The sequence below is a fragment of the Ponticoccus sp. (in: a-proteobacteria) genome (assembly GCF_048381735.1).
On the sequence record NZ_JBLXGL010000001.1, the window covers coordinates 516,021 to 538,676 of the forward strand.

Annotated in this window: 20 protein-coding genes and 1 tRNA gene; 10 read left to right on the top strand and 11 right to left on the bottom strand. The window is 68.1% G+C overall.

Translation table 11 applies throughout. The annotated features are described in order from the left end of the window. Window positions 1–47: 47 nt before the first annotated feature. Window positions 48–1,940 (bottom strand): glycosyltransferase family 2 protein, encoded by a 1,893-nt coding sequence (locus tag ACN5KJ_RS02420; protein ID WP_418591913.1) that lies wholly within the window; start codon window positions 1,938–1,940, stop codon window positions 48–50. A gap of 137 nt (window positions 1,941–2,077) precedes the next feature. Continuing rightward, window positions 2,078–3,223, bottom strand: coding sequence for a glutamine-hydrolyzing carbamoyl-phosphate synthase small subunit (gene carA / locus ACN5KJ_RS02425; protein ID WP_418591914.1), 1,146 nt, complete (start codon window positions 3,221–3,223; stop codon window positions 2,078–2,080). A 186-nt stretch (window positions 3,224–3,409) separates the two neighbouring features. Between carA and ACN5KJ_RS02430 the strand changes: the two genes are divergently transcribed. Further along, entirely contained in the window at window positions 3,410–3,874 is a 465-nt protein-coding gene (locus ACN5KJ_RS02430) for a GatB/YqeY domain-containing protein (RefSeq protein ID WP_418591915.1), read from the top strand. A gap of 120 nt (window positions 3,875–3,994) precedes the next feature. On the opposite strand, the gene ACN5KJ_RS02435 is transcribed toward ACN5KJ_RS02430, so the two are convergent. The 4 genes from ACN5KJ_RS02435 to ctaD form a co-directional block, all read right to left on the bottom strand. Continuing rightward, entirely contained in the window at window positions 3,995–4,903 is a 909-nt protein-coding gene (locus ACN5KJ_RS02435) for a hypothetical protein (protein WP_418591916.1), read from the bottom strand. 145 nt (window positions 4,904–5,048) lie between these two features. After that, a complete protein-coding gene (locus ACN5KJ_RS02440) occupies window positions 5,049–5,564 on the bottom strand; it encodes a DUF2244 domain-containing protein (protein WP_418591917.1) in 516 nt (171 codons plus the stop codon). A gap of 46 nt (window positions 5,565–5,610) precedes the next feature. Continuing rightward, the gene (locus ACN5KJ_RS02445) at window positions 5,611–6,441 is read right to left on the bottom strand and encodes a hypothetical protein (RefSeq protein ID WP_418591918.1); all 831 of its coding nucleotides are present in this window, start codon (window positions 6,439–6,441) and stop codon (window positions 5,611–5,613) included. Window positions 6,442–6,545: 104 nt separating this feature from the next. Then, window positions 6,546–8,222 carry a cytochrome c oxidase subunit I gene (gene ctaD, locus ACN5KJ_RS02450; protein WP_418591919.1) on the bottom strand — a complete coding sequence of 559 codons (1,677 nt, stop codon included), beginning with the start codon at window positions 8,220–8,222 and terminating at the stop codon, window positions 6,546–6,548. A 326-nt stretch (window positions 8,223–8,548) separates the two neighbouring features. On the opposite strand from ctaD, the gene ACN5KJ_RS02455 reads away from it, so the two are divergent. Beyond that, window positions 8,549–8,764 (top strand): hypothetical protein, encoded by a 216-nt coding sequence (locus tag ACN5KJ_RS02455; protein ID WP_206564912.1) that lies wholly within the window; start codon window positions 8,549–8,551, stop codon window positions 8,762–8,764. A 74-nt stretch (window positions 8,765–8,838) separates the two neighbouring features. Here the strand turns inward: ACN5KJ_RS02455 and lipB are convergent, their stop codons facing one another. Continuing rightward, entirely contained in the window at window positions 8,839–9,513 is a 675-nt protein-coding gene (gene lipB, locus ACN5KJ_RS02460) for a lipoyl(octanoyl) transferase LipB (protein ID WP_418591920.1), read from the bottom strand. A gap of 133 nt (window positions 9,514–9,646) precedes the next feature. Between lipB and ACN5KJ_RS02465 the strand changes: the two genes are divergently transcribed. The 6 genes from ACN5KJ_RS02465 to ACN5KJ_RS02490 all read left to right on the top strand — a co-directional run bounded on the left by ACN5KJ_RS02465 (window position 9,647) and on the right by ACN5KJ_RS02490 (window position 15,580). Further along, window positions 9,647–9,733: transfer RNA gene (locus ACN5KJ_RS02465), tRNA-Leu, on the top strand. A gap of 476 nt (window positions 9,734–10,209) precedes the next feature. Further along, complete coding sequence (locus tag ACN5KJ_RS02470; RefSeq protein ID WP_418591921.1) at window positions 10,210–10,728, top strand: DinB family protein; 519 nt, start codon at window positions 10,210–10,212, stop codon at window positions 10,726–10,728. A gap of 23 nt (window positions 10,729–10,751) precedes the next feature. After that, complete coding sequence (gene acuI, locus ACN5KJ_RS02475) at window positions 10,752–11,750, top strand: acryloyl-CoA reductase (protein ID WP_418591922.1); 999 nt, start codon at window positions 10,752–10,754, stop codon at window positions 11,748–11,750. A gap of 292 nt (window positions 11,751–12,042) precedes the next feature. Then, complete coding sequence (locus tag ACN5KJ_RS02480) at window positions 12,043–12,456, top strand: universal stress protein (protein ID WP_418591923.1); 414 nt, start codon at window positions 12,043–12,045, stop codon at window positions 12,454–12,456. Window positions 12,457–12,548: 92 nt separating this feature from the next. Continuing rightward, window positions 12,549–14,204: a BCCT family transporter gene (locus ACN5KJ_RS02485; RefSeq protein WP_418591924.1), complete on the top strand. Its 1,656-nt coding sequence runs from the start codon at window positions 12,549–12,551 to the stop codon at window positions 14,202–14,204. 176 nt (window positions 14,205–14,380) lie between these two features. Then, a complete protein-coding gene (locus ACN5KJ_RS02490) occupies window positions 14,381–15,580 on the top strand; it encodes an aminotransferase class V-fold PLP-dependent enzyme (RefSeq protein WP_418591925.1) in 1,200 nt (399 codons plus the stop codon). Window positions 15,581–15,895: 315 nt separating this feature from the next. Here the strand turns inward: ACN5KJ_RS02490 and ACN5KJ_RS02495 are convergent, their stop codons facing one another. From ACN5KJ_RS02495 to glmU, 4 genes are read right to left on the bottom strand one after another with little or no spacing between them, the layout of a single operon-like run. Next, entirely contained in the window at window positions 15,896–16,570 is a 675-nt protein-coding gene (locus ACN5KJ_RS02495) for a DNA alkylation repair protein (RefSeq protein WP_418591926.1), read from the bottom strand. Beyond that, complete coding sequence (locus ACN5KJ_RS02500) at window positions 16,560–17,111, bottom strand: pyridoxamine 5'-phosphate oxidase family protein (RefSeq protein WP_418591927.1); 552 nt, start codon at window positions 17,109–17,111, stop codon at window positions 16,560–16,562. The genes ACN5KJ_RS02495 and ACN5KJ_RS02500 overlap by 11 nt, the downstream gene beginning before the upstream one ends. Further along, window positions 17,112–18,929, bottom strand: coding sequence for a glutamine--fructose-6-phosphate transaminase (isomerizing) (gene glmS, locus ACN5KJ_RS02505; protein ID WP_418591928.1), 1,818 nt, complete (start codon window positions 18,927–18,929; stop codon window positions 17,112–17,114). A 43-nt stretch (window positions 18,930–18,972) separates the two neighbouring features. Continuing rightward, on the bottom strand, window positions 18,973–20,325 hold the full coding sequence (gene glmU / locus ACN5KJ_RS02510) for a bifunctional UDP-N-acetylglucosamine diphosphorylase/glucosamine-1-phosphate N-acetyltransferase GlmU (RefSeq protein ID WP_418591929.1): 1,353 nt from the start codon (window positions 20,323–20,325) through the stop codon (window positions 18,973–18,975). A gap of 108 nt (window positions 20,326–20,433) precedes the next feature. Between glmU and ACN5KJ_RS02515 the strand changes: the two genes are divergently transcribed. Then, window positions 20,434–21,099, top strand: coding sequence for an HAD hydrolase-like protein (locus tag ACN5KJ_RS02515; protein ID WP_418592228.1), 666 nt, complete (start codon window positions 20,434–20,436; stop codon window positions 21,097–21,099). Window positions 21,100–21,209: 110 nt separating this feature from the next. Continuing rightward, the gene (locus ACN5KJ_RS02520) at window positions 21,210–22,418 is read left to right on the top strand and encodes a DegT/DnrJ/EryC1/StrS family aminotransferase (protein WP_418592229.1); all 1,209 of its coding nucleotides are present in this window, start codon (window positions 21,210–21,212) and stop codon (window positions 22,416–22,418) included. The last annotated feature ends 238 nt before the right edge of the window (window positions 22,419–22,656 follow it).

Below are 22,656 nucleotides of genomic sequence, written 5' to 3' on the forward strand. Positions count from 1 at the left end.
GGGATGGCGCGGGCCTGGCCCGAAGCGCCCGGCTCATAACGACCGGCTCATAACGAGCTGTCGGTTGGCAAGTCGGCGCCGGGGCCGTCGGGCGCCGAGCGGCCATGCATGGTCTTGTCCCAGTAGAAGGGGCTGCGCAGCGTTTCCCAGAGCGCCTTGTAAAGCGCCAGCGTGCCCAGCGGAAAATAGGCGAAGAGCGTCGGCACCCAGCCCATCAGCCCGGCGTGCGGGCTGCGGGCCAGCGCCGCGATCCCCAGAAGGATCGAGATGCCTTCGGCGCTGAGGAAGACCCCGGTCAGCCAGAACACCGCCTCGGGCGTGAGATGCCCGTCCAGCGGGTGCGGCAGGCCGAGAAGGATCATCCAGAAGGACCAGAGCACCGGCGCGAGGGCGAATTGCATCAGCGTGCACAGAAACAGCAGCTGCACCCCCAGGAAGCGCTTTGGCCCAAGCGCGCGCCAAAGCCTGACGGGGCGGCGCGTGTGCACCCACCAGGTGATGCCGTAGCCCTTCAGCCAGCGTGAGCGTTGCTTGATCCAGGGCCACAGGCGGTTGTTGGCCTCTTCGCGGGTGACCGAGGCGAACAGTTCCGTGCGATACCCGTAGCGGGCAAGGCGCAAGCCCAGATCCGCGTCCTCGGTCACATTATGGGCGTCCCAGCCGCCGACCTGGTCCAGCACGGCCCGCTTCAGAAAGACCGATGTGCCGCCCAGCGGCACGGCAAAGCCCATCCGCGCGAGGCCGGGCAGCATGACCCGGAACCAGCTGGCGTATTCGATGGTGAAACAGCGCGATAGCCAGTTGGCGCGCGGGTTGTAGTAATCGAGGATGCCCTGCAGACAGCCGACATCCGGGGTAGCCTGCGCAAAGGCCGCCACCATCCGCTCGATCTGGTCGGGGGCGGGCGCGTCCTCGGCATCGTAGATCCCGACGATCTCGCCCCGGGTGAAGCGCAGCGCGTAGTTCAGGGCGCGCGGCTTGGTCGTCACCTCGCCCGGCGGCACGAAGACGCAGCGCATCCAGGGCGGCAGGGTGGTGCGGGCCAGCGTGGCACGGGTCATCGCGTCCTCGGCTTCCAGCACCAGCACCACCTCCAGCAGTGCCTTGGGGTAGGTCAGCCGCGACAGGCGCCGGACCAGCGTCGCGGCGATCTCTTTCTCGTCGAAGAGCGGCACGAGGATCGTCACCGTCGGCAGCACCTCGGGCAGGTCCGCCTGTCCAACGGCGGTGCGTCGGGGCACGGCAAGCAGCGCCGCCAGCTTCAGCCCCTGCGACAGGATCAGAGAGCCCAGGGCCAGCAGGAGCGCCCCGGCAAAAAGCGCCGTGGGCTGCCAGATCAGCAGGGCGATGAAGGCCGCCCCGGCAAGGATGGCTGCCGCCTGCCGCTGCGGGCTGGACTGGTTCAGGTCGCGGCAGCTTTCGTCCGGGGCCACGCGGTGCGCGGCCTCGACCGCCATGGCGGCGCCGTGGCGTGCGGCGATCTCGGCATGGATATCGGCCTCGGTCGCCAGCGCCAACATCACCGGGCCGATGTCCGAAGGTAGCCTTGGCAGGAGGGCCGGAAACTCTGCCGGGCGGGCGGTGGCCAGCACCAGCGTATCGCCCAGCCGGACCCAGGGCAGCATGCCGTGCCGCAGGCAGAAATCCGGTGCCAGAAGCCCGTCGAGCGCCGCATCGGGCGGCGTCACATCGCGGCGCAGGGCAAGGGCGCCGTAGCTGCGCGCCTGCGCCGAAAGCACCTGGTCGGGCGTGGCCAGCGATTCGGCGGCGACGATATGCGACACCGGCTGGTCGAACCGCTGCGCCTTTGCCAGGGCGCGCAGCATGTCCGACGCGGCGACAGCGCCATCGTCGATGAGGATATGACTGAGGGGCTGACCGCGCTGATCGGCGGCCTGTGCGCGCCTTGCCTCTGCCGAAAGGAGGCGGTGCTGTGTCATCACCAGTACCCCATGATTGCGGATACCGGTGTTATGGCGGGCGTTTGCTTAATTTTTTCCTAATATCAAAAGGTTAACGGCGGGAAAAACCTGCCCGCCGTTAACCCTTTGGCAAGACCTGACGCGGATCGCTCTGCTCAGGCGGCATCCATCGACGCGGCAAAGCGTTCGAAGAGGTAGAAACTGTCCTGCGGCCCGGGGCTTGCCTCGGGGTGGTGCTGGACGGAAAAGACCGGGCGGTCGGCCATGCGGATCCCGCAGTTCGAGCCGTCGAAAAGCGAGACATGGGTCTCGACCACGCCGGAGGGCAGGCTCTGGCTGTCCACGGCAAAGCCATGGTTCATCGAGGTAATCTCGACCTTGCCGGTCTCGATGTCCTTCACCGGGTGGTTGGCGCCGTGGTGGCCGTGGTTCATCTTGATGGTGCGCGCGCCAAGGGCCAGCCCCAGCATCTGGTGACCGAGGCAGATGCCGAAGAGCGGAAGCTGCGTCTTGTCCAGAAGGTCGCGAATCATCGGCACGGCGTATTCGCCGGTGGCCGCCGGGTCGCCGGGGCCGTTGGACAGGAAGATGCCCGCCGGATCATGGGCCATGACATCGTCATAGGTCGCCGAGGCGGGCAGCACCGTGACCTCGCAGCCGGCAGAGGCGAGGCAGCGCAGGATGTTGCGCTTGGCGCCATAGTCGATGGCCACGACCTTGTGGCGCGCCTCGGTCTGGCGCTGGTGACCCTCGGGCCAGGCCCACCGCATCTCGTCCCAGCGGTAGCTTTGCGCGCAGGTCACGGTCTTGGCGAGGTCGAGCCCGGTCAGACCCGGGAAGCCGCGCGCGGCCGCGACCAGCGCGGCGATGTCGAAGTTGCCGTCGGGGCTGTGGGCCAGCGCCACATGCGGCGCGCCGGACTGGCGGATCGCCCGGGTCAGGCGCCGGGTGTCGACGCCGCCGATGGCAATGCGCCCGCGCGCGGCCAGCCAGTCGCCCAGTTCCTGCGCGGCGCGCCAGTTCGAGGACTGCGTGGGCATCCATTTGACCACCATGCCCGCGGCCACCGGATCCTGCGTTTCATCGTCTTCCGGGTTCACGCCGACATTGCCGACATGCGGAAAGGTGAAGGTCACGATCTGGCCCGCATAGGACGGGTCCGTCATGATTTCCTGATAGCCGGACATGGCGGTGTTGAAGCACAGCTCTGCTGTGGTCTGTCCGGTGGCCCCGAACCCCTGACCATAGAAGAGGGTGCCGTCGGCAAGGGCAAGACAGGCGGTCGGCGCTGGCGTGGGCATGGGAAGACTCCGGGGCTGGGGGCAAATCGCGCGGAACCTAAGGCGGCGCGGGGCAGGGGTCAAGGGGGGTGGCTGAAATGATAAATTTAGAAAATTCAAGAACTTGGCGCTTTTGGGTTTGGTTGCGCGGGGGCGGGTTTCGGTATAGGGTGCCAATCTTGTGATATGAGACTGGGGATAAGGCTCATGGAATTGCGAGAGCGTGTGAACGCGGCGGTCAAGCAGGCGATGAAGGACCGCGAGGCGGGGCGCCTGTCGACCCTGCGCCTGATCAACGCCGCCATCAAGGATCGCGATATCGCGGTCCGGGCCGAGGGTCACGAGACCGGCGTCGACGACACCGAGGTGCTGGGCATCCTTGGCAAGATGGTCAAACAGCGCCGCGAAAGCGCCAAGACCTACGAGGAAAGCGGCCGACTGGATCTTGCCGAACAGGAGCTGGCCGAGATCGAGGTGATCGAGGAATTCCTGCCGCGCGCCCTGAACGAGGCGGAAATCGACGCGGCGGTGAAGGCGGCGGTGGCCGAGGTCGGCGCCGAGTCGATCCGCGATATGGGCCGCGTGATGGGCGTGTTGAAGACCAAGTACACCGGCCAGATGGACTTTGGCGCCGTCGGCGCCCGGGTGAAGGACCGCCTCGCCGCGGGCTGACGGCCCGGTGCCCGCCCGCCGCGAAGGTCTGCGGTGACAAAATCGGGGGGCTGCCCCATCCATCGGATGGCCCCCCTGAAGCGCGGCCTCGCCGCCGGTGCTCTGGGGCGCAGACCCGGTCTAGGGAACGGGGAAACCCTCGGCGACCTCTGCAAGCGCATCGGGATCGTCGATGCGGAAGCGCTCGACGAAGCGGGTCTTGAAGCCGACCCGCCCGCGCCGCGCGCCGAAATTCTCGCCATGGTTCAGCACGTAAAGCACGGAAGGCTGCGACAGCGGCGCAAGCGGACGCCCGGCCAGCGCGCCGAGGTAGGGGAACATCCGGTGCTCGTGCTGCGTCATCGCCTGCAGGAAGGCGGCGCTTTGCGGCAGATCGGGGTCATGGGCCACCGCGGCGCAGGACCCGCAAAGCTTCCAGAACGGCTTGCGCATCGGCTGTTTCAGGTCCGGCGCATCGGCCAGGGCGATCACCCCGGTTGCATCGTCCATCACGTAGCCCGCCTGGACCAGGTAGCCGCCCGGCGCCTGCCGCCGCAGCATCTCGCGCACCGTTCCCTGCCGCAGCAGGTCGTCGGCGTCGAAGCTCATGACGTAGCAGGGGGCGGGGGCGATCTGGTCAAGGTGGCCGGTCAGGGCCGCCAGCTTGCGCCACTTGTCGTTGCCGGGCTCGGGATCGTCGAAGGGCAGGAAGCGGATGCGCGGATCGTCGGGCAGCGGCGGCCGTTCCTGACAGCAGATCACGGCCTGCCAGTGCGGATCGTCCTGCGTGCGCATGCAGTGCAGCGTTGCCTGAAGCCGGTCGGTCACCGCCTGCCAGTCGCCGACCTGATCGGGGCCGACCAGCGGGATCAGGAAGACCACCTGCTTGCGCAGCGGCGGCACCCGGGTCGAGAGCGCGCCGCGCAGCGCCAGCGCCGCCGCTTCGCTGGGCACCGGCTTCAGCCAATGCGCCCAGTCCGCGCGCCCGAGCGCGGCGGCCAGCATCAGCGCGGCGCGGTGGGTCTTGGCGGTTGCGGGGGCCTGCGCCATGGTTTCACGGGGTCCTGATCGGGGGTGGACGGAAGAGGCGCGGGGCCCGGTTGACACAGAGGTGGTGCCGGAAGGCCGGGGCGCATGCAAGGGTAATCCTGCGCCTTTCCGGTGAAGCGCCGAAATATCAAGGGGATGGGCGGGTTCAGGGGGCCGGTGCCGACCCTTCGGGCGCGGTGATCCCGGCAAAGGCCCGCAGCAGCTCGTCATAGAGTGCGATGCGCTCTTCCTCGGAGAGGAAGGCGCCGACCTCGACCTCGCGCCCGGCGCCCTTGAGCGTCACGTAGTAGGGCACCGGGCCCTCCGTCTCGTGCATCGTCACGCTGACCCAGTAGGTATTGGCGTCCCAGCGCTGCTCCGCGCCGCGCGGATCGGTGTGGATCAGGGTCGTCCGGTCGGGGGTGATGGTCAGCTCTTCGACGATCCGCCGGTCGAAGGCATTGCGCCGGAGCGCATAGTAAAGCCCCGCCGTGGCGGCAAGCATGAAGGGCAGCAGCCCCCACAGAAGGACCGTGCCGAGCAAGCCGTAGAGCGGGATCGAGGCGAAGAGGAAGAAGCCCAGCACCATGATGGCAAAGCCGCGCGCCGAAAGCGAGTTATGCGGCCAGAGCCTCAGCCTGCGCGGCGCGTCGGGGCCTGTGTCTGTCCAGTGGTAGGGCATGGGTCTGTCCGCTGCCTTCGGGAGCTGGTTTTCCGTTTCGCGATGTCTACAGGTGCCGGTCCAGCGCCGCCATCATGGCGGCTGTCTGGGCCTCGGTCTTGCGCCCAACCGAGGCCATGGCAAGGCGGCGCCGCAGGGCCGCATCCCCGGGGTTCCGGCAGAGATCCTCCAGCAGGAAGAGCCGTTTCTGCGTGGCTTCGAACTCGGCGTAGGCGGAGGAGGGAGAGACCGCCTCCAGCCGCCGTGGCCCGAAGCGCCGGGTCAGCGGTTCGAGCATCTGGTGGATGTGCACAAGGCCGAGGCTGAGGTCGATCAGGCGGCGCAGCTGCTGGTGCACATGCGCTGCATTGCCGGGCGCCAGCGCCACCGCAAGGCAGACGGTCTTCACCACGTTGCTGCTGGAATTGAACAGGTAGGACGAGGCGCGGCGCGGCGACAGGCGGTCAAGCTCGCTCAGCGCCGTGGCGGCCAGCGCGGGCAGATCCCCGGCGTCGCGCAGAAGCGCGCTGCCGATCAGCACGTTCAGCACCGAGTAGCGCAGGTGAAATCCGTCCCGGCGCAGGATGTTGCGCTGGGGCAGGGCGCGCGCCCAGTCCAGTGTCTCGTGCAGCTCGGCGTCGATGCTGTCGAGCATATCGGTATCCACCGTCTCGCAGGCCTTGTGGGCGCAGGCGATCAGCGCATAGGTCCGGCCGAAGCGGTCCAGCGGCTCGGCCCGCGCCAGCGCCCGCAGCAGCGCCATCTGCTGCGCCAGATCCGCGGGGCGGCTGGACTTGCGGTAGATCAGGCGCTGCATGGCCCGGCGCGCGGCCCGGCGCGGCATCGCGTTCAGGCGCGCCAGCGTGTCGTCCGCGGTCATCGAGGTGAAATCCTGCATGGCCAAGGCTTCCTTGCAGTGGTCCGGGGCGGCCATTGGCGTCACCCTTCAACAGGAAAGGCCCCGCACGTGTCGGGGCCTTTCGGTTTGTTTGGCCGCGCCGCTTAGTGGTGGGCGGGCGACTTGTCCCAGTCCTCACGCTTGGGGAGGATTTCGAAGGTATGCTCCGGCGGCGGAGAGGGCAGGGTCCACTCCAGCGTGTCGGCATATTCGTTCCAGGGGTTGTTCTCGGTCGACTTGGCGCCGCGCGTCAGGGCGTGGAACACGATGTAGAAGAAGAACAGGAACGACGCGAAGGACAGCAGCGCACCCCAGGACGAGATGTAGTTCCAGAAGGCAAAGGCCTCGGGGTAGTCGATGTAGCGGCGGGGCATGCCCTGACGGCCCAGGAAGTGCTGGGGGAAGAAGGTCAGGTTGGCGCCGATGAAGAAGGTCCAGAAGTGGATCTTGCCCATCGCCTCGCTGTACATGCGGCCGGTCATCTTGGGGAAGTAGAAGTAGATGCCCGCGAAGATGGCGAAGACCGCGCCGAGGCTCATCACGTAGTGGAAGTGCGCCACGACGTAGTAGGTGTCGTGATAGGCGCGGTCGACGCCGGCCTGGCTCAGCACGACGCCGGTGACGCCGCCCACGGTGAAGAGGAACAGGAAGCCGAAGGCCCAGAGCATCGGCGTCTTGAACTCGATCGAGCCGCCCCACATGGTGGCGATCCACGAGAAGATCTTCACCCCCGTCGGAACCGCGATGACCATGGTCGCCAGCATGAAGTAGCTCTGCTGGGTCAGGGACATGCCGACGGTGTACATGTGGTGCGCCCAGACGACGAAGCCCAGAGCACCGATGGCGATGATCGCCCAGACCATCGGGAGGTAGCCGAAGATCGGCTTGCGCGCGAAGGTCGCGATGACGTGGCTGATGATGCCGAAGCCGGGCAGGATCACGATGTACACTTCCGGGTGGCCGAAGAACCACAGGATGTGCTGGTACAGGATCGGGTCACCGCCGCCCGAGGGCTGGAAGAAGGTGGTGCCGAAGTTGCGGTCGGTCAGCAGCATGGTGATGGCGCCCGCCAGAACCGGCAGCGACAGCAGGATCAGCCACGAGGTGACGAAGATCGACCACGAGAACAGCGGAACCTTGAAGAGCGTCATGCCCGGGGCGCGCATGTTCAGGAAGGTGGTGATCATGTTGATCGCACCCAGGATCGACGAGGCGCCCGAGACGTGGACCGCGAAGATCGCAAGGTCCATGGAGAGGCCGGCCTCGTTGGTCGAGAGCGGCGGATAGAGGACCCAGCCCACACCAGACCCCAGCTGACCGTTGCCGCCCGGCGCGAAGACCGAGCAGACCGCCAGCGTGGTGCCGGCGACATAAAGCCAGTAGGACAGGTTGTTCATCCGCGGGAAGGCCATGTCCGGCGCGCCGATCTGCAGCGGCATGAAGTAGTTGCCGAAGCCGCCGAACAGCGCGGGAATGACCACGAAGAACATCATCAGGATGCCGTGGCCGGTGATCAGCACGTTCCAGAGGTGGCCGTTGGGCGTGCAGTTCTCGACCGCGGTCGGGAACAGGCGCATGCCCTCCATGCACATGTATTGAACCCCGGGGTTCATCAGCTCCATGCGCATGTAGACGGTAAAGATCACCGAGATCAGGCCTGCGATGGCCGCGGTGATCAGGTAAAGGATACCGATATCCTTGTGGTTCGTGGACATGAACCAGCGGGTGAAGAACCCACGGTTGTCCTCGTGCTCATGGCCGTGAATGGCGGCGTCTGCCATTTGGTGCCTCCTGCTGGTGCCTGCGTCAGAGGCGCGAGAGGGAATCCGCCCACGCCGAAACTCTGCGGCTTTTTAGGATGTGACCAACCTGCGGGCAATGGAGGCTTTTGACGCAGATCAAACAATTTTGTCGCACCCGGTTGCGGCAGGGGCGCTTTCCGACCCGGAAAGCGGTCCGAAATCTTTCAAAGATTTCGGCTGCCGCGCGATGGACGGGGCGCGCGGGGTGGGGAATGCCGGACTGTCGGGGAACCCGGCTGCGGGTTTAACGTTATCCCAGCAACTGCCGCGACGGCGCGGCGCCAGACAGACCGGGGAACCTGACAATGGCCTATTTCGACCACAGCTTCGTTTCGAACCGCTCCACCCTGCGCCAGCGCATCGAGCGCATGTTCGAGACGCCCTTCGACCGCCGCTATCGCCAGCGCACCGAGCAGATCGCCAAGCTGCGCGCCAAATCCGACGCCGAGCTTGCCTCGATGGGCCTCAGCCGCGAGGATATCCTGCTGCACGTCTTCGCCAACCGCGCGACCATGCGCTGATGCGCGCCGACCTCTGAGCGCGCCGGGCGATCTCCCCGGCGCCCGCACCCGCATCTCCAGACGCCGCGTGCCTGTCAGACCGGACAGGCACGCGGCGTTTTCCGTTCCATGACCTCGCCGAACTGGTGGCGCAGCGCCACGTCGAGGTCGTCCATCGTCACCGGCAGCCCGAGGTCCACGAGGCTGGTCACCCCGTATTCGGTGATGCCGCAGGGCACGATGCCGTCGAAATGGTCCAGCTCGGGCTCGACGTTGATCGAGATGCCGTGGAAGCTGACCCATTTGCGCAGGCGGATGCCGATGGCGGCGATCTTGTCCTCTGCCATGGCGCCCGAGGCGGTGCGGGGCCGGTCCGGGCGCTCGATCCAGACGCCGACGCGCCCCTCGCGGATGTGACCGGTCAGGCCGAATTCACCAAGCGTGGCAATGACCCAGCGTTCCAGATCCTGCACGAAACAGCGCACGTCCCGGCCTCGTTTGCCGACGTCCAGCATGACGTAGACCACCCGTTGCCCGGGGCCGTGGTAGGTGAACTGCCCGCCCCGCTTGGTCTGGTGGACGGGAAAGCGGCCCGGGTCCGTCAGGTCCTCGCGCCGCGCGCTGGTGCCTGCTGTGTAAAGCGGCGGATGCTCCAGCAGCCAGACGCATTCCTCCGCCGCGCCCGCGGCGATGGCGGCGGCGCGGTCTTCCATGAACGAGACAGCCTCTTCGTAGGGAACGAGGCCGTCGCTGATCTTCCACTCTACCATGAGAGCCTCCTGCAAGGGACCTGTTTCCGGGGTACGCGCTGCGGCGGCGGGGCACAATGCGGCCCGGGGTCAATTTTCCTCTTCACATCCCCTTTGGGCTTCGTTAAGAGGCGCTTCACCAAGTCAGGACAGTGCGGTCGTGGCGGAATTGGTAGACGCGCAGCGTTGAGGTCGCTGTGGGGTAACTCCCGTGGAAGTTCGAGTCTTCTCGACCGCACCAACTTGAAGCTGAAAGCCCCGCGGTTTCGCGGGGCTTTTGCTTTTGGCCCCACGGTCTTCCCCGAACATGGCCTTCCCCGAAGAGGGGCCCGTGCCCGATCCCTGACGCCGTTCGGGGCGGCGGTGTATCGGGGGACATGTCTCGCCTTGTTGAAGCCGGGCAGGGGCGGCGCCCGGACCGGCCTGCCTGCCGTGATCCGGGGCGCTGGTCGCGGTGCGCCGCCGTGCCATGCACGGGGCGGCGTTGCTCAGCGTCATCGAGAGGCCGCGCTGCCCCCGTGTTGCGGCAGGGGAGCGGCGGCCCCCCTTTATACGCTGGTCTGGCATCGCGTGGCGGCAAGGTTTTCCGGGATGCTGCGCTGCGGGTCTGGCCGTCATGCAGCGCGCTGCCGGCAACCGAAGGGAAAGCGTTTGCCCTCGACCGGTCGCTCTGCATAGTGAATTGCCGGAGGGGCAGGCAATGCGGGGGGCTGCTGCATGATCGTGACGCCGGAGTATTGCGTGACCATGGCGCGCTACAACGCCTGGCAGAACCGGCAGGTGATCGCCGCCTTCGCCGGGCTGGACGAGGAGGCCCTGCGGGCCGAGCGCGGCGCCTTCTTCGGGTCGCTTCTGGCCACGGCCAACCACCTGCTCTGGGGCGACCGGATGTGGCTGTCGCGGCTGACCGGCACCAAGGGGCCGACGGTGCCCGGCAGCGAAAGCACCAGCTTCTGCGCCACCCCGGCGGATTGGGAGATGGCCCGCTACCGCACCGACGCAGAGATCCTGCTGTGGGCCGAGCGCCTGCGCGCGGTGGATCTGGCGGGCGAGCTGACGTGGTACTCGGGGCTGACCAGGGCAACCCTCGCCAAGCCCGTGACCCTGTGCATCGTGCATATGTTCAACCACCAGACCCACCATCGCGGACAGATCCACGCCATGCTGACGGCGGCGGGGGCCAAGGGGGCGGTGACCGATCTGGCCTTCATGCCGGACGGCGGGCCCTGGCTTTAGACGACACTCAAAGGGAGAGAGACATGACTTTCAACGCGCTCGTGGTCGAGAAGGACGCCGACAGCGGCAAGACCACCGCCGCCGTTCAGGCGCTGGCAGAGACCGACCTGCCGGATGCCGAGGTGACCGTCGCGGTCGAGTATTCCACGGTGAACTACAAGGACGGGCTCTGCATCGGGCCGGGCGGCGGGTTGGTGCGGCGCTACCCCCATGTGCCGGGCATCGATTTTGCCGGCACGGTCGAGGCCTCGGATGACGCCCGCTACAAACCCGGCGACAAGGTCGTGCTGACCGGCTGGCGCGTCGGAGAGGCGCATTGGGGCGGCTATGCGCAGAAGGCGCGGGTCAGGGCCGACTGGCTGGTGCCGCTGCCCGACGGGCTGGACACCCGCGCCGCCATGGCGGTGGGCACGGCGGGTCTGACGGCGATGCTGGCGGTGATGGCCCTGCAGGACCACGGCCTGACGCCGGACAAGGGGCCGGTTCTGGTGACCGGGGCCGCCGGTGGCGTGGGGTCGGTCGCCGTGGCGATCCTGTCGAACCTCGGCTTCGAGGTCGCCGCCGTGACCGGGCGCCCCGAGCAGGAAGGCTACCTGCGCGACCTCGGCGCCAGGCAGATCGTGCCCCGGGCCGAGCTGACCGAGGTCACACGCAAGCCGCTGGAAGGCGAGCAATGGGCGGGCTGCGTCGATGCGGTGGCGGGCGCGATGCTGGGCCGTGTCCTGAAACAGGTCAAATACGGCGGCTCGGTGGCGGCCATCGGCCTTGCGGGCGGGGCGGCCATCGAGGGCGCGCTGATCACCCCCTTCATCCTGCGCGGGGTGAACCTTCTGGGGATCGATAGCGTCATGCAGCCCTATGAGGCCCGCCTGCGGGCCTGGGCGCGGATCGCGTCGGACCTGCCGATGGACCGGCTCGAGGCCATGGTCCAGCCCGCCACGCTGTCGGACCTGCCGCGCCTCGGCGCCGAGATCCTGAAAGGCCAGGTCAAGGGCCGCGTCGTCGTCGATGTGAACGCCTGACGCAGGGGCAGGGGGCGCCCGCGACAAGGCGCCGCGCCCCCGGCCATGGCGGCGGCCTGCCGCTCCGCGCCCCGGCGGACGCTACGGCAACCGGACGCCATCAGGCCCCCTGCGCGTCGCTTTCGGCGGGCGAAGGGTCGTGACGGTTTGAAGTACCTGTCCTTTTCGCGTTACCCTGTCTTCAGAGGCGTCCTGTCAAGGGGGCCTCCGACCAGAGGGACCCTTCGTCGGCAAAAAGCCGCGGCCCGAATGCTTCGGGTGGGTCGCTGCACGACAAGACAAGGAGTGGACTGTGTTCAAACGGATCATGGTGCCGGTTGACTTGACGCATGCGGATCGTCTCGAGAAGGCGCTTGGCTGTGCGGCCGACATGGCAAAACAATACGGAGCCGAGGTGGTCTACGTGGGCGTGGCCAGTGCCTCTCCCAGCGCGATCGCCCACAACCCACAGGAATATGCGCAGAAGCTGAAGGATTTCGCGGATGCGCAGGCCACGGCGCGCGGCATCACGGTACAGGCCCACGCGCTCACCAGCCACGACCCCGCGACCGATCTTGACGCGACCCTGCTGAAGGCCATCGCGGACACCGGGTCGGATCTGGTGGTCATGGCCAGCCATGTTCCGAACGTCACCGACTACATTTGGGCCTCGAACGGCGGCACCATCGCCGCACACGCCAAGATTTCGGTCATGCTGGTACGCTGAACCGAAGGACAGCCGGGCCTTCGGGACCGGACAAGACCGGCGGCCTGCGGCACCGGCGAGACAGAACGAGAAACAGGACAGGGGACGTCTACATGTCAGATTCCACCTCTGGACAGGGCATTCCGGAACCGGAAGGCCAGTCCGACATCATCGAAACCGATTACGAGATCGGTCAGGACAATATCGAAACCCAGATCGGCCCCTTCGGGCTGGACATTCACAACCCGGTCTTCGCCATCTCGGCGGCGGCGGTCGTGGCCTTCGTGTTCTACGCGCTGGCCCTGCCCGAGCAGGCGGCCAGCTTCTTCGGCTGGCTGCGGCCCGCGCTGACCTCGACCTTCGACTGGTTCTTCATGAGCGCGGCGAACGTCTTTGTGCTCTTCTGCCTTGCGCTGATCGTGCTGCCGGTGGGCAGCGTGCGCCTTGGCGGGGCCGATGCCACGCCGGATTACACCTACCTCGGCTGGTTCGCGATGCTCTTCGCCGCCGGCATGGGCATCGGCCTGATGTTCTTCGGCGTGCTGGAACCGGCCTATTACTTCGGCACCCCCTGGGGCGACGAGCCGCTGGGCACGGTCCGGCCCTTCACCGAGGACGGCGCGCTGATCCCCGAGAACGTCGAAGCCGCCCGCCGCATGGCGCTGGCCGCGACCTCCTACCACTGGGCGCTGCACCCCTGGGCGATCTACGCCGTCGTGGCCCTGGCGCTGGCGCTCTTCAGCTACAACAAGGGCCTGCCGCTGACGATCCGCTCGGCCTTCTACCCGATCCTCGGAGAGCGCGTCTGGGGCTGGTGGGGACATGTCATCGACGTCACCGCCGTCTTTGCAACGCTCTTCGGTCTGGCGACCTCGCTGGGCTTCGGCGCGACACAGGCGAACGCGGGGCTGGAAAAGGTCTTCGGCCTGCCCAACAACACCACCGTTCAGGTCATCCTGATCTCGCTCATCACCGCCGTGGCGCTGGTTTCGGTCCTGCGCGGCCTCGACGGCGGCGTGAAGGTGCTGTCCGAGATCAACATGGGCCTCGCCATGCTGCTGCTGCTCTTCGTGCTCTTCGCGGCGGGCGTGGTCGGCATCCTGACCGACTTCGGCAAGGGTCTCGTGGCCTACGTGCAAGAGGTCGTGCCGCTGTCGAACCCCTTCGGGCGCGAGGATGACGGTTTCCGTCAGGGCTGGACGGCCTTCTACTGGGCCTGGTGGATCAGCTGGTCGCCCTTCGTCGGCATGTTCATCGCGCGGGTGTCGCGCGGGCGGTCGGTGCGCGAGTTCGTCATCTGCGTGCTGCTGATCCCCAGCGCGGTTTGCCTGCTGTGGATGTCGGTCTTCGGCGGCGCCGCGATCAACGACATGGTCGCCAACCCCGAGACCTCGGCGGTCAAGGCCAATGTGATCGACGCCTACAGCCCGGAACTGTCGCTGTTTGCGATGCTGGAAGGCCTGCCGCTGGCCTCGATCACCTCGGTGCTGGCCATCGTGCTGGTGATCGTCTTCTTCGTGACCTCGTCGGACTCCGGCTCTCTGGTGATCGACACGATCACCGCGGGCGGCAAGGTCGACGCGCCGGTGCCGCAGCGGGTCTTCTGGTGCATCTTCGAAGGCGCGGTGGCCATCGTGCTGCTGCTGGGCGGGGGGCTTGCGGCCCTGCAGGCCATGGTCATCTCGACCGGTCTGCCCTTTACCGTCGTGTTGCTGCTGATGTGCTACGCGATCTGGAAGGGCCTCCTGGCCGAGCGCGCCCTGCGCTGACATCGCCCTGACATCGCCCTGACAGGGCAGCGAAAGGCCCCGGTTCTCGCCGGGGCCTTTTTGCCTGCGACGGCCGGTCGCCCGCGGGCCCGGCCCGGGGACCGGGCGGCGGTGGCTTGACCTTCGCGGCGCCGGGCGGTCTTGTCGCGCCCAGAGGCAGGCAGGACGAGGTGGACATGCTGGACAGTGATTTCGTGCGGGCGCAGTTTCCCGCTTTCGCAGAGCCGTCGCTGGAGGGGCAGGCCTTCTTCGAGAACGCCGGTGGCTCCTATACCTGTCAGCCGGTCATCGACCGGCTCGAGCGCTACTACCGCCAGCGCAAGGTGCAGCCCTATGGCCCCTATGCCGCCAGCCGCCTCGCGGGCGAGGAAATGGACGAGGCGCGCCGCCGCATGGCCGCGCTCCTGGGGGTCGAGACCGGGGAACTCAGCTTCGGCCCCTCCACCACCCAGAACACCTATGTGCTGGCGCAGGCCTTCCGGCAGTTCATGCAGCCCGGAGAGGCGGTGATCGTCACCAATCAGGACCACGAGGCCAACTCCGGCCCGTGGCGGCGGCTGGCCGAGGCGGGCATCGAGGTGCGCGAATGGCGCATCGATCCCGAAACCGGCCATCTCGACCCCGAAGACCTGGCGGAATTGCTGGACGAAAAGGTCCGGCTGGTCTGCTTCCCGCATTGCTCGAACATCGTCGCAGAGATCAACCCGGTGGCCGAAATCACCGCCATGGCCCATGCGGCGGGGGCATTTACCTGCGTCGACGGCGTGTCCTACGCGCCGCATGGCTTTCCGGACGTGGGCGCGCTGGGGGCCGACATCTACCTCTTCTCGGCCTACAAGACCTATGGGCCCCATCAGGGGCTGATGGTGGTGCGCCGCGCGCTGGCCGAGGTGCTGCCGAACCAGGCGCATTTCTTCAACGCAGATGTCCTCTACAAACGCTTCATCCCCGCCGGGCCGGATCACGCGCAGGTCGCGGCCTGCGCCGGGATGGCGGATTACATCGAGACGCTGGCAGCCCACCACGGCTGCGCGCCCGGGGCGGTCCACGACCTGATGCGCGCGCAGGAAGAGCGGCTGCTGCAACCGCTGCTGGACGCGCTCAAGGGCCGCAACCGGGTGCGCCTGATCGGCCCTGCCGAGGCGGCGCGGCGGGCGCCCACGCTGGCGCTGGCGCTGGGACGTCCCGCCGCCCCGGTGGCCGCCGCGCTGGCGGAACAGGGCATCATGGCGGGCGGCGGCCACTTCTACGCGGTACGCCCGCTGCGCGCCCTGGGCCTCGACCCCGAAGAAGGCGTGCTGCGCCTGTCCTTCACCCATTACACCTCAGAGGCGGAAGTGACCAAGCTGATCGAGGCGCTGGACGCGGTGCTCTGACCGCCGCCGCACGAGTCCTCCTCGGCAAATCCTTCGCAGAGCCCAAGCGCCCCCGCGCGCGGCGGGATACCAAAAGCCGCGCGGGATATGCTCGCCATGACCCCGAAGACGAAGGTCCCCCGCGAATGCGGCAGCCCTCGCGTGCGCAGGGACCCAAGCCGCAAAGGGACGGCCTCCCCCGCTTCTTCGGTCTTGAAAATACCTCGGGGGGCGAGCGTAGCGAGCGGGGGCAGAGCCCCCACCGGTCGCCTGTCCCGCAGGGCAGGCGACCCCACTGAAACCGCAGTGCCCGCGCCGGTGGGACCCGCGCTTGGCCTACAGGAGCCGCGCCGCCTCCTTGCGGGCAAAGCTCTTCATCCCCGCGCCATGCGCGTCCAGAAAGGCCCGGACCCGGTCCGGGTCATGCTTCGACAGGTCCCGCAGCCACCAGGCCACCGCTTTCTGGATGAACCAGTCCCGGTCCGGCACATAGCCCGCCGCCCAGCCCAGCACCCGCTCGCGCGCCTCCCGCTCGGCGGGTTTCGGGAAGGACAGCTTCGCCAGCGGCAGCGTCATCACCAGCGCCGCGCGTCGCACCCAGAGGTCCGGCGAGACGGTCCATTCCTCGACCCGGTCCATCCGCGACAGGTCCGCCATGACCCGCCGCGCCCCGGCAGAGCAGGCCTGATCCGCCACCGCCCAGCCGTCGAACTGCGGCACCCATCCCGCGATCAGCGCCCAGACCGCCGCATCGGGGCGGATGCGTGCCTGGGTCAGCAGCTTGGCCGCCGCGATGCGCGCCTCGTGGATGTCGCTTTGCCACAATGCCTCCGCCAGCGCGACGCGCTCTTCCAGCGGCAGGGCCGCGCGCCAGTCGCGGGTCAGGTCGTTGATCGCCGGATTGGGCGTCCCGAGATAGACCCGTTTTGCCTTGTGATAGGCGGCCATCTCCGGCGCCCTGCCGGGGTCGGCGGCGGCGCGCAGCGCGCCGAGGGCCGCGTCAATCCGCATCGGTGGGCAGGCCGGTTTCGAAGCCGTCGATGGTCGCGGTGTTCTTTTCCGTCCAATAGGCGCGCACGCCCTCGGGGCCCTTCTTCTCGGCCCAGCCTTCCAGCACGCGGCGATCCTCGACGAAATCCATGAAGGGCACGGCATAGCCGCAGGAGGACTGCACCAGGTCGACCGCCACGTCATAGACCTGCCGCGCGCCGGGGTCGGGCGGAAACAGCGCGTCCTGTTCGGCAAAGCCCGGTTCCTTCGCGTGCAGCACCGTCGCGGTGCCATAGGCGCGCAGGATCAGCGGGCGCGTCTCGAAGGAACACCACATCAGCGTGATCCGGTTGACCCGCGCCAGATGCCCGGCGGTCTCGTTGCCGGACCCGGTGAGGTTGCGCCAGAGGATGCGGTTCGGTCCCATGACGCGCAGCGAATCCATGCCCTTGGGCGAGACGTTGACCCGGCCCGTTTCGGCGGCGCTGCCTACGAAGAACAGTGGCTGCGCCGCGATGAAGCTGCGGTGATCCTCTGTCAGAGCCTCGAACTGCTTTGCCACCTATTCCACCGTCACGGATTTGGCCAGGTTGCGCGGCTGGTCCACGTCGGTGCCCTTGGCGATCGCCGTGTGATAGGCCAGCAGTTGCGCAGGCAGGGCATAAAGGAGCGGCGTCAGGATCTCGGGCACCTCGGGCATCTGGATGACGTGCCAGACATCCTGTCCGGCGATCTCGGCGCCCTTGGCATCGGTGATCAGCACCACCTTGCCGCCGCGCGCCATGACCTCCTGCATGTTCGACACGGTCTTTTCGAACAGCCGGTCGCGCGGCGCCATGACCACCACCGGCACCGTCTTGTCGATCAGCGCGATGGGGCCGTGCTTCAGTTCGCCAGAGGCATAGGCCTCGGCGTGGATATAGCTGATCTCCTTCAGCTTCAGCGCGCCTTCCAGCGCCAGCGGATACATCAGCCCGCGCCCGAGGAAGAGGATGTCGCGCGCCTCGGACAGCTGCCGGGCGATGTGTTCGAAGGCATTGTCCCGCGCCAGCGCGGCGTTCATCACGCCGGGCAGGGTGCGCAGCGCGGCCAGCATTGCATCGCGGTCCTCGGCGGACAGCCGCCCGCGATCCTCGGCGGCCTTGATCGCCAACAGCAGCAGCACGTTCAGCTGGCAGGTGAAGGCCTTGGTCGAGGCGACGCCGACCTCGACGCCGGCGTGGATCGGCAGGGCAAGGTCGCTTTCCCGCGCGATCGAGCTTTCGGCCACATTGACCACCGACAGGATGCGGTCGGCCTTGTCCTTGCAGTAGCGCAGGGCGGCCAGCGTGTCGGCGGTCTCGCCCGACTGGCTGACGAAGAGCGCGGTGGTGCCGGGCAGCACCGGCGGCTCGCGGTAGCGGAACTCGGACGCGATATCGACCTCGACCGGCAGGCCGGCCAGTTGCTCGAACCAGTATTTCGCGGTGAAGCAGGCGTAGAAGGCGGTGCCGCAGGCGACCATGGTCAGCCGGTCGATCCGGCTGAAGTCCACACCCGGGTCGGGCAGGGCGATGCCGTCCCCGGTCAGGTAGGCGGCAAGGGCGTCCGACAGAACCACCGGCTGCTCGGCGATCTCCTTGGCCATGAAGTGCTTGTGCCCGGCCTTGTCGATGCGCGTCTGGTCCATCTGGACGGTGCGCATGTCGCGGGTCACGCGGCGGCCCTCGGCGTCGGTGATGGTTGCCCCCGCGCGGGTCAGCACCGCGCGGTCGCCTTCCTCCAGGTAGGTGATGCGGTTGGTCAGCGGCGCCAGCGCGATGGCGTCGGAGCCCACGTACATCTCGTTTTCGCCATGGCCCAGGGCCAGCGGGCTGCCCTTTCGGGCGACGACCATCAGGTCCTCTTCGCCGTCGAAGAGGAAGGCCAGCGCAAAGGCGCCCTCCAGCCGGTCGATGCATTGCATCGCGGCCTCGACGGGCGACAGGCCGCTGTCCAGCAGGTGCTTGGCCAGCATCGAGATGGTTTCCGTGTCGGTCTGGGTCTGCGGCGTCAGCCCGTGTTCCGCCAGATCCGCGCGCAGCTCCTTGTAGTTCTCGATGATGCCGTTGTGCACTACCGCCACCGGCCCCGAGCGATGCGGGTGCGCGTTGTCGGCGGTGGGCGCCCCGTGGGTGGCCCAGCGGGTGTGTCCGATGCCCGACCGGCCCGCCAGCGGTTCGTGCACCAGCAGGTCCGACAGGTTCACCAGCTTGCCGACCGCGCGGCGGCGATCCAGCTTGCCCCGATGCACGGTGGCGATGCCCGCGCTGTCATAACCCCGGTATTCCAGGCGCCGCAGCGCCTCGACGATGGTCGGGGCGACTTCGTGCTGCCCCAGCACGCCGACGATTCCACACATGCGACTGTCCTTTTCTGCTCTGGCCCTTGGCGGCCTTGGTGTCTCAGGCCTTGCCGGCCTCTTTGTCCTTGCGTGCCCGCAACATGCGGAACAGCTTTGTCGCCAGCCCGTCCTTGTTGACCTGCCGCGCCCGCGCGACGGCCAGGGCGCCGGGCGGCACATCCTCTGTCACGACAGAGCCCGAGGCGGTCATCGCCCCGTCGCCCACCGAGACCGGCGCCACCAGCATGGTGTTCGAGCCGATGAAGGCGTTCCTGCCGATCACCGAGCGGTGCTTGAACACGCCGTCGTAGTTGCAGGTGATGGTGCCCGCGCCGATGTTGGTCTTCTCGCCCACCTCGGCATCGCCGATATAGGTCAGGTGGTTGGCCTTGGCGCCCTCGTGCAGGACGGCGTTCTTGATCTCGACGAAATTGCCGACATGCACGTCCTCGGCCAGTTCCGCGCCGGGGCGCAACCGGGCATAGGGGCCGACGACGGCGCCTCGGCTGACGTGGCAGCCCTCCAGATGGCTGAAGGCGCGGATGCGGGCGCCGGATTCAACCGTCACGCCGGGGCCGAAGACCACGTTGGGCTCGATCTCGGTATCGCGTCCGATGACGGTGTCCCAGGCCAGATGCACGGTCTCGGGGGCGGGCAGGGCGACGCCGTTCTCCAGCAGCGCGGCGCGGGCGCGGGTCTGAAAGGCCCGCTCTGCCGCTGCCAGTTCGGGGCGCGAGTTGATGCCCATGGTCTCGGCCTCGTCGCAGACCACCGCCGTTGCGGTCAGCCCCTCGGCACGGGCAAGGCCCACGAGGTCGGTGAGGTAGTATTCCCCCGCCGCATTGTCGTTCGAGACCTTGGCCAGCAGGGCCATCATCCGGCCCGCGTCCATCGCCATGACGCCCGAGTTGCAGAGCGTGATCGCGCGTTCCTCTTCAGAGGCGTCCTTGAACTCGACGATGGCATCCAGCTGGTCGCCCGCCATCTTCAGCCGTCCGTAGCGGCCCGGATCGGCGGCCTCGAAACCCAGCACGACCACGTCGTGGGTCTGCCGCGCCGCCTGCATGGCGGCAAGCGTCTCTTCCGACAGGAAGGGCGTGTCGCCGTAAAGCACGATGGCATCGCCCTCGAAGCCCTGCAGCGCCGGTTCCGCCTGCCGCACCGCATGGCCGGTGCCCAGTTGGTCGGACTGGATCACCACGCGGATCTCGGGATCGTAGTCCAGCGCCGAGGCCTCGACCGCCTCGGCGCCGTGGCCAGCGACGACGACGGTGCGGACCGGTTCCAGCGCCTGCCCGGCGCGCAGCGCGTGCCACAGCATCGGCGCCTGCGCGATGCGGTGCAGCACCTTGGGGCTGTCCGATTTCATCCGCGTGCCCTTGCCCGCTGCAAGGACGATCAGGGCCATGCTCATGTCGCCATCCGTTTGTCTTTTCGTTGGCCCCGTTCTATCCGGTTGCGGGCGTGAGACAAGGGCATGGCTCTCACGCTTGATTGCGGGTTGTGACAGGGGGCATCTGTGATGCGGAAATGCGTGGTTTTCGACCTCGACGGGACGCTGGCGGACACCAGCGGCGACCTGATCGCGGCGGCGAATGCCTGTTTCGAGGGCATGGGCCGGGCCGTGCGGCTCGACCCGGTGGCGGATGCGGGCGTGGGGCTTCTGGGCGGAAAGGCCATGCTGCGTCTGGGGCTGGAGCGCGAAGGCGCCCTGACCGAGGATCTGCTGACCGAGTGGTATCCGCACCTGCTGCGCTTTTACGGCGATGCGCTCTGCGTCCATACGCGGATGTATGACGGCGCCGTCGAGGCGGTCGAGGCGCTGCGCAGCGCGGACCACGCGGTCTCGGTCTGCACCAACAAGCCCGAGGCGCTGGCAGAGGCGCTGCTGCGCGCGCTTGGGGTGCGCGATCTTTTCGGCGCGCTGGTGGGGGCGGATACGCTGCCCACGCGCAAGCCGGACGTGGCGCCCTACTGGGCCGCGGTCGAGCGGGCGGGCGGTGCGCGGGGGGCCTCGCTTCTGGTCGGCGACAGCGACACCGACCGCAACACCGCGCGGGCGGCGGGGCGGCCCTGCGTGCTGGTGACCTTCGCGCCGGGCGGGCAGGCGGTGCACGCGCTGGAACCCGAGGGCGTCATCGACCGCTTCGAAGAGCTGCACCCCGAGGTGGATCGCCTGCTGATGTGAGCCGGGCGGTTTCTTTCAAAGAAACCGGCCCGAAATCTTTGCAAGATTTCGGCTGCCCGCCCGCGAAGGACGGATTGACCGCCCCGCGCGGGCGGGCCACAACCGGGGCCATGACAGAGCGTTTCACCGGCAGTTTCACCCAGCAGGAACCGATCCCCGAAGAGGGCATCGAGGCCGCGCTTTCCGTCCTGCGCCACGGGCGGCTGCACCGCTACAACACCGTCCCCGGAGAGATCGCCGAGACGGCGCTTCTGGAAGAGGAACTCGCCGCGCTCACCGGCGCGCGCTACGCGCTGGCGGTGGCCTCGGGCGGCTATGCGCTGGCCTGCGCCCTGCGCGCTCTTGGCGTGCAGCCCGGCGACCGGGTGCTGACCAATGCCTTCACGCTGGCGCCGGTGCCCGGCGCCATTGCCAGCCTCGGGGCGGTTCCGGTCTTCGTCGCGGTGACCGAGGCGCTGACCATCGACCTTGACGATCTGGCCGCCAAGGCGGGTGAGGCGGGCGTGCTGATGCTCAGCCACATGCGCGGGCATCTCTGCGACATGGCCCGCCTGCTGGAGATCTGCGATGCCGCCGGTATCCGCGTGGTCGAGGACTGTGCGCATACCATGGGCGCCACCTGGGAAGGCCTGCCCTCGGGCCGCCATGGCGTCATCGGCTGCTATTCCACCCAGACCTACAAACACGCGAATTCGGGCGAGGGCGGCTTTCTCGTCACCGATGACGAGGAGCTTGCGGCGCGGGCGGTGATGCTGTCCGGCTCCTACATGCTGTACGACCGCCATCGCGCGGCCCCGGCGCCCGAGGTCTTCGAGCGGGTGAAATACGACACGCCCAATGTCTCGGGGCGCATGGACAACCTGCGCGCCGCGATCCTGCGCCCGCAGCTGCGCGCGCTGGCCGGACAGGTGGCGCGCTGGAACGCGCGGTACCGCGTGGTCGAAGAGGGGCTGCGCGGCACCCCCGGCCTGACGGTGATCGACCGCGATCCGCGCGGCGGTTTTGTCGGCTCGTCGATCCAGATGCTGCTTCTGGACTGGCCCGAGGGTGCGATCCCCGAGGTGCTGCGCCGCTGTGCCGCGCGCGGGGTCGAGCTGAAGTGGTTCGGCGGCGCCGAGCCTGCCGGGTTCACCTCGCGCTACGACAGCTGGCGCTACGCGCCCTCCGAACCCATGCCCGCCAGCGACCGCATCCTGCGCGGCATCCTCGACATGCGCCTGCCGCTGACCTTCTCGGAGGAGGACTGCGCCCTGATCGCCCGGATCATCCGCGCCGAGGTCGGCGCGGTCTGGCAGGCCTCGGGGCGCGCCGGGGCCTAGATCTCCGACAGCCAGGGCCCGGCGTCTTTGCCAGGGTCGTAACGCGACATGCACCGCGTCAGAGGTGGAACGCGTGCGGCGCGTCGCCGTCGGTTCCGCCTGCCGTCTTGCGAGCAGGGGGCAGGGCATGGACCGGGCCTTGGGGCAGACGCAGGGTTTGTGTATGTCCGGCAGTGGTATCGCGGCGGTGACCCGCGTTGAAGGTTGGGTGCGTCCGGCGCATCTCTCTCAGCCATCT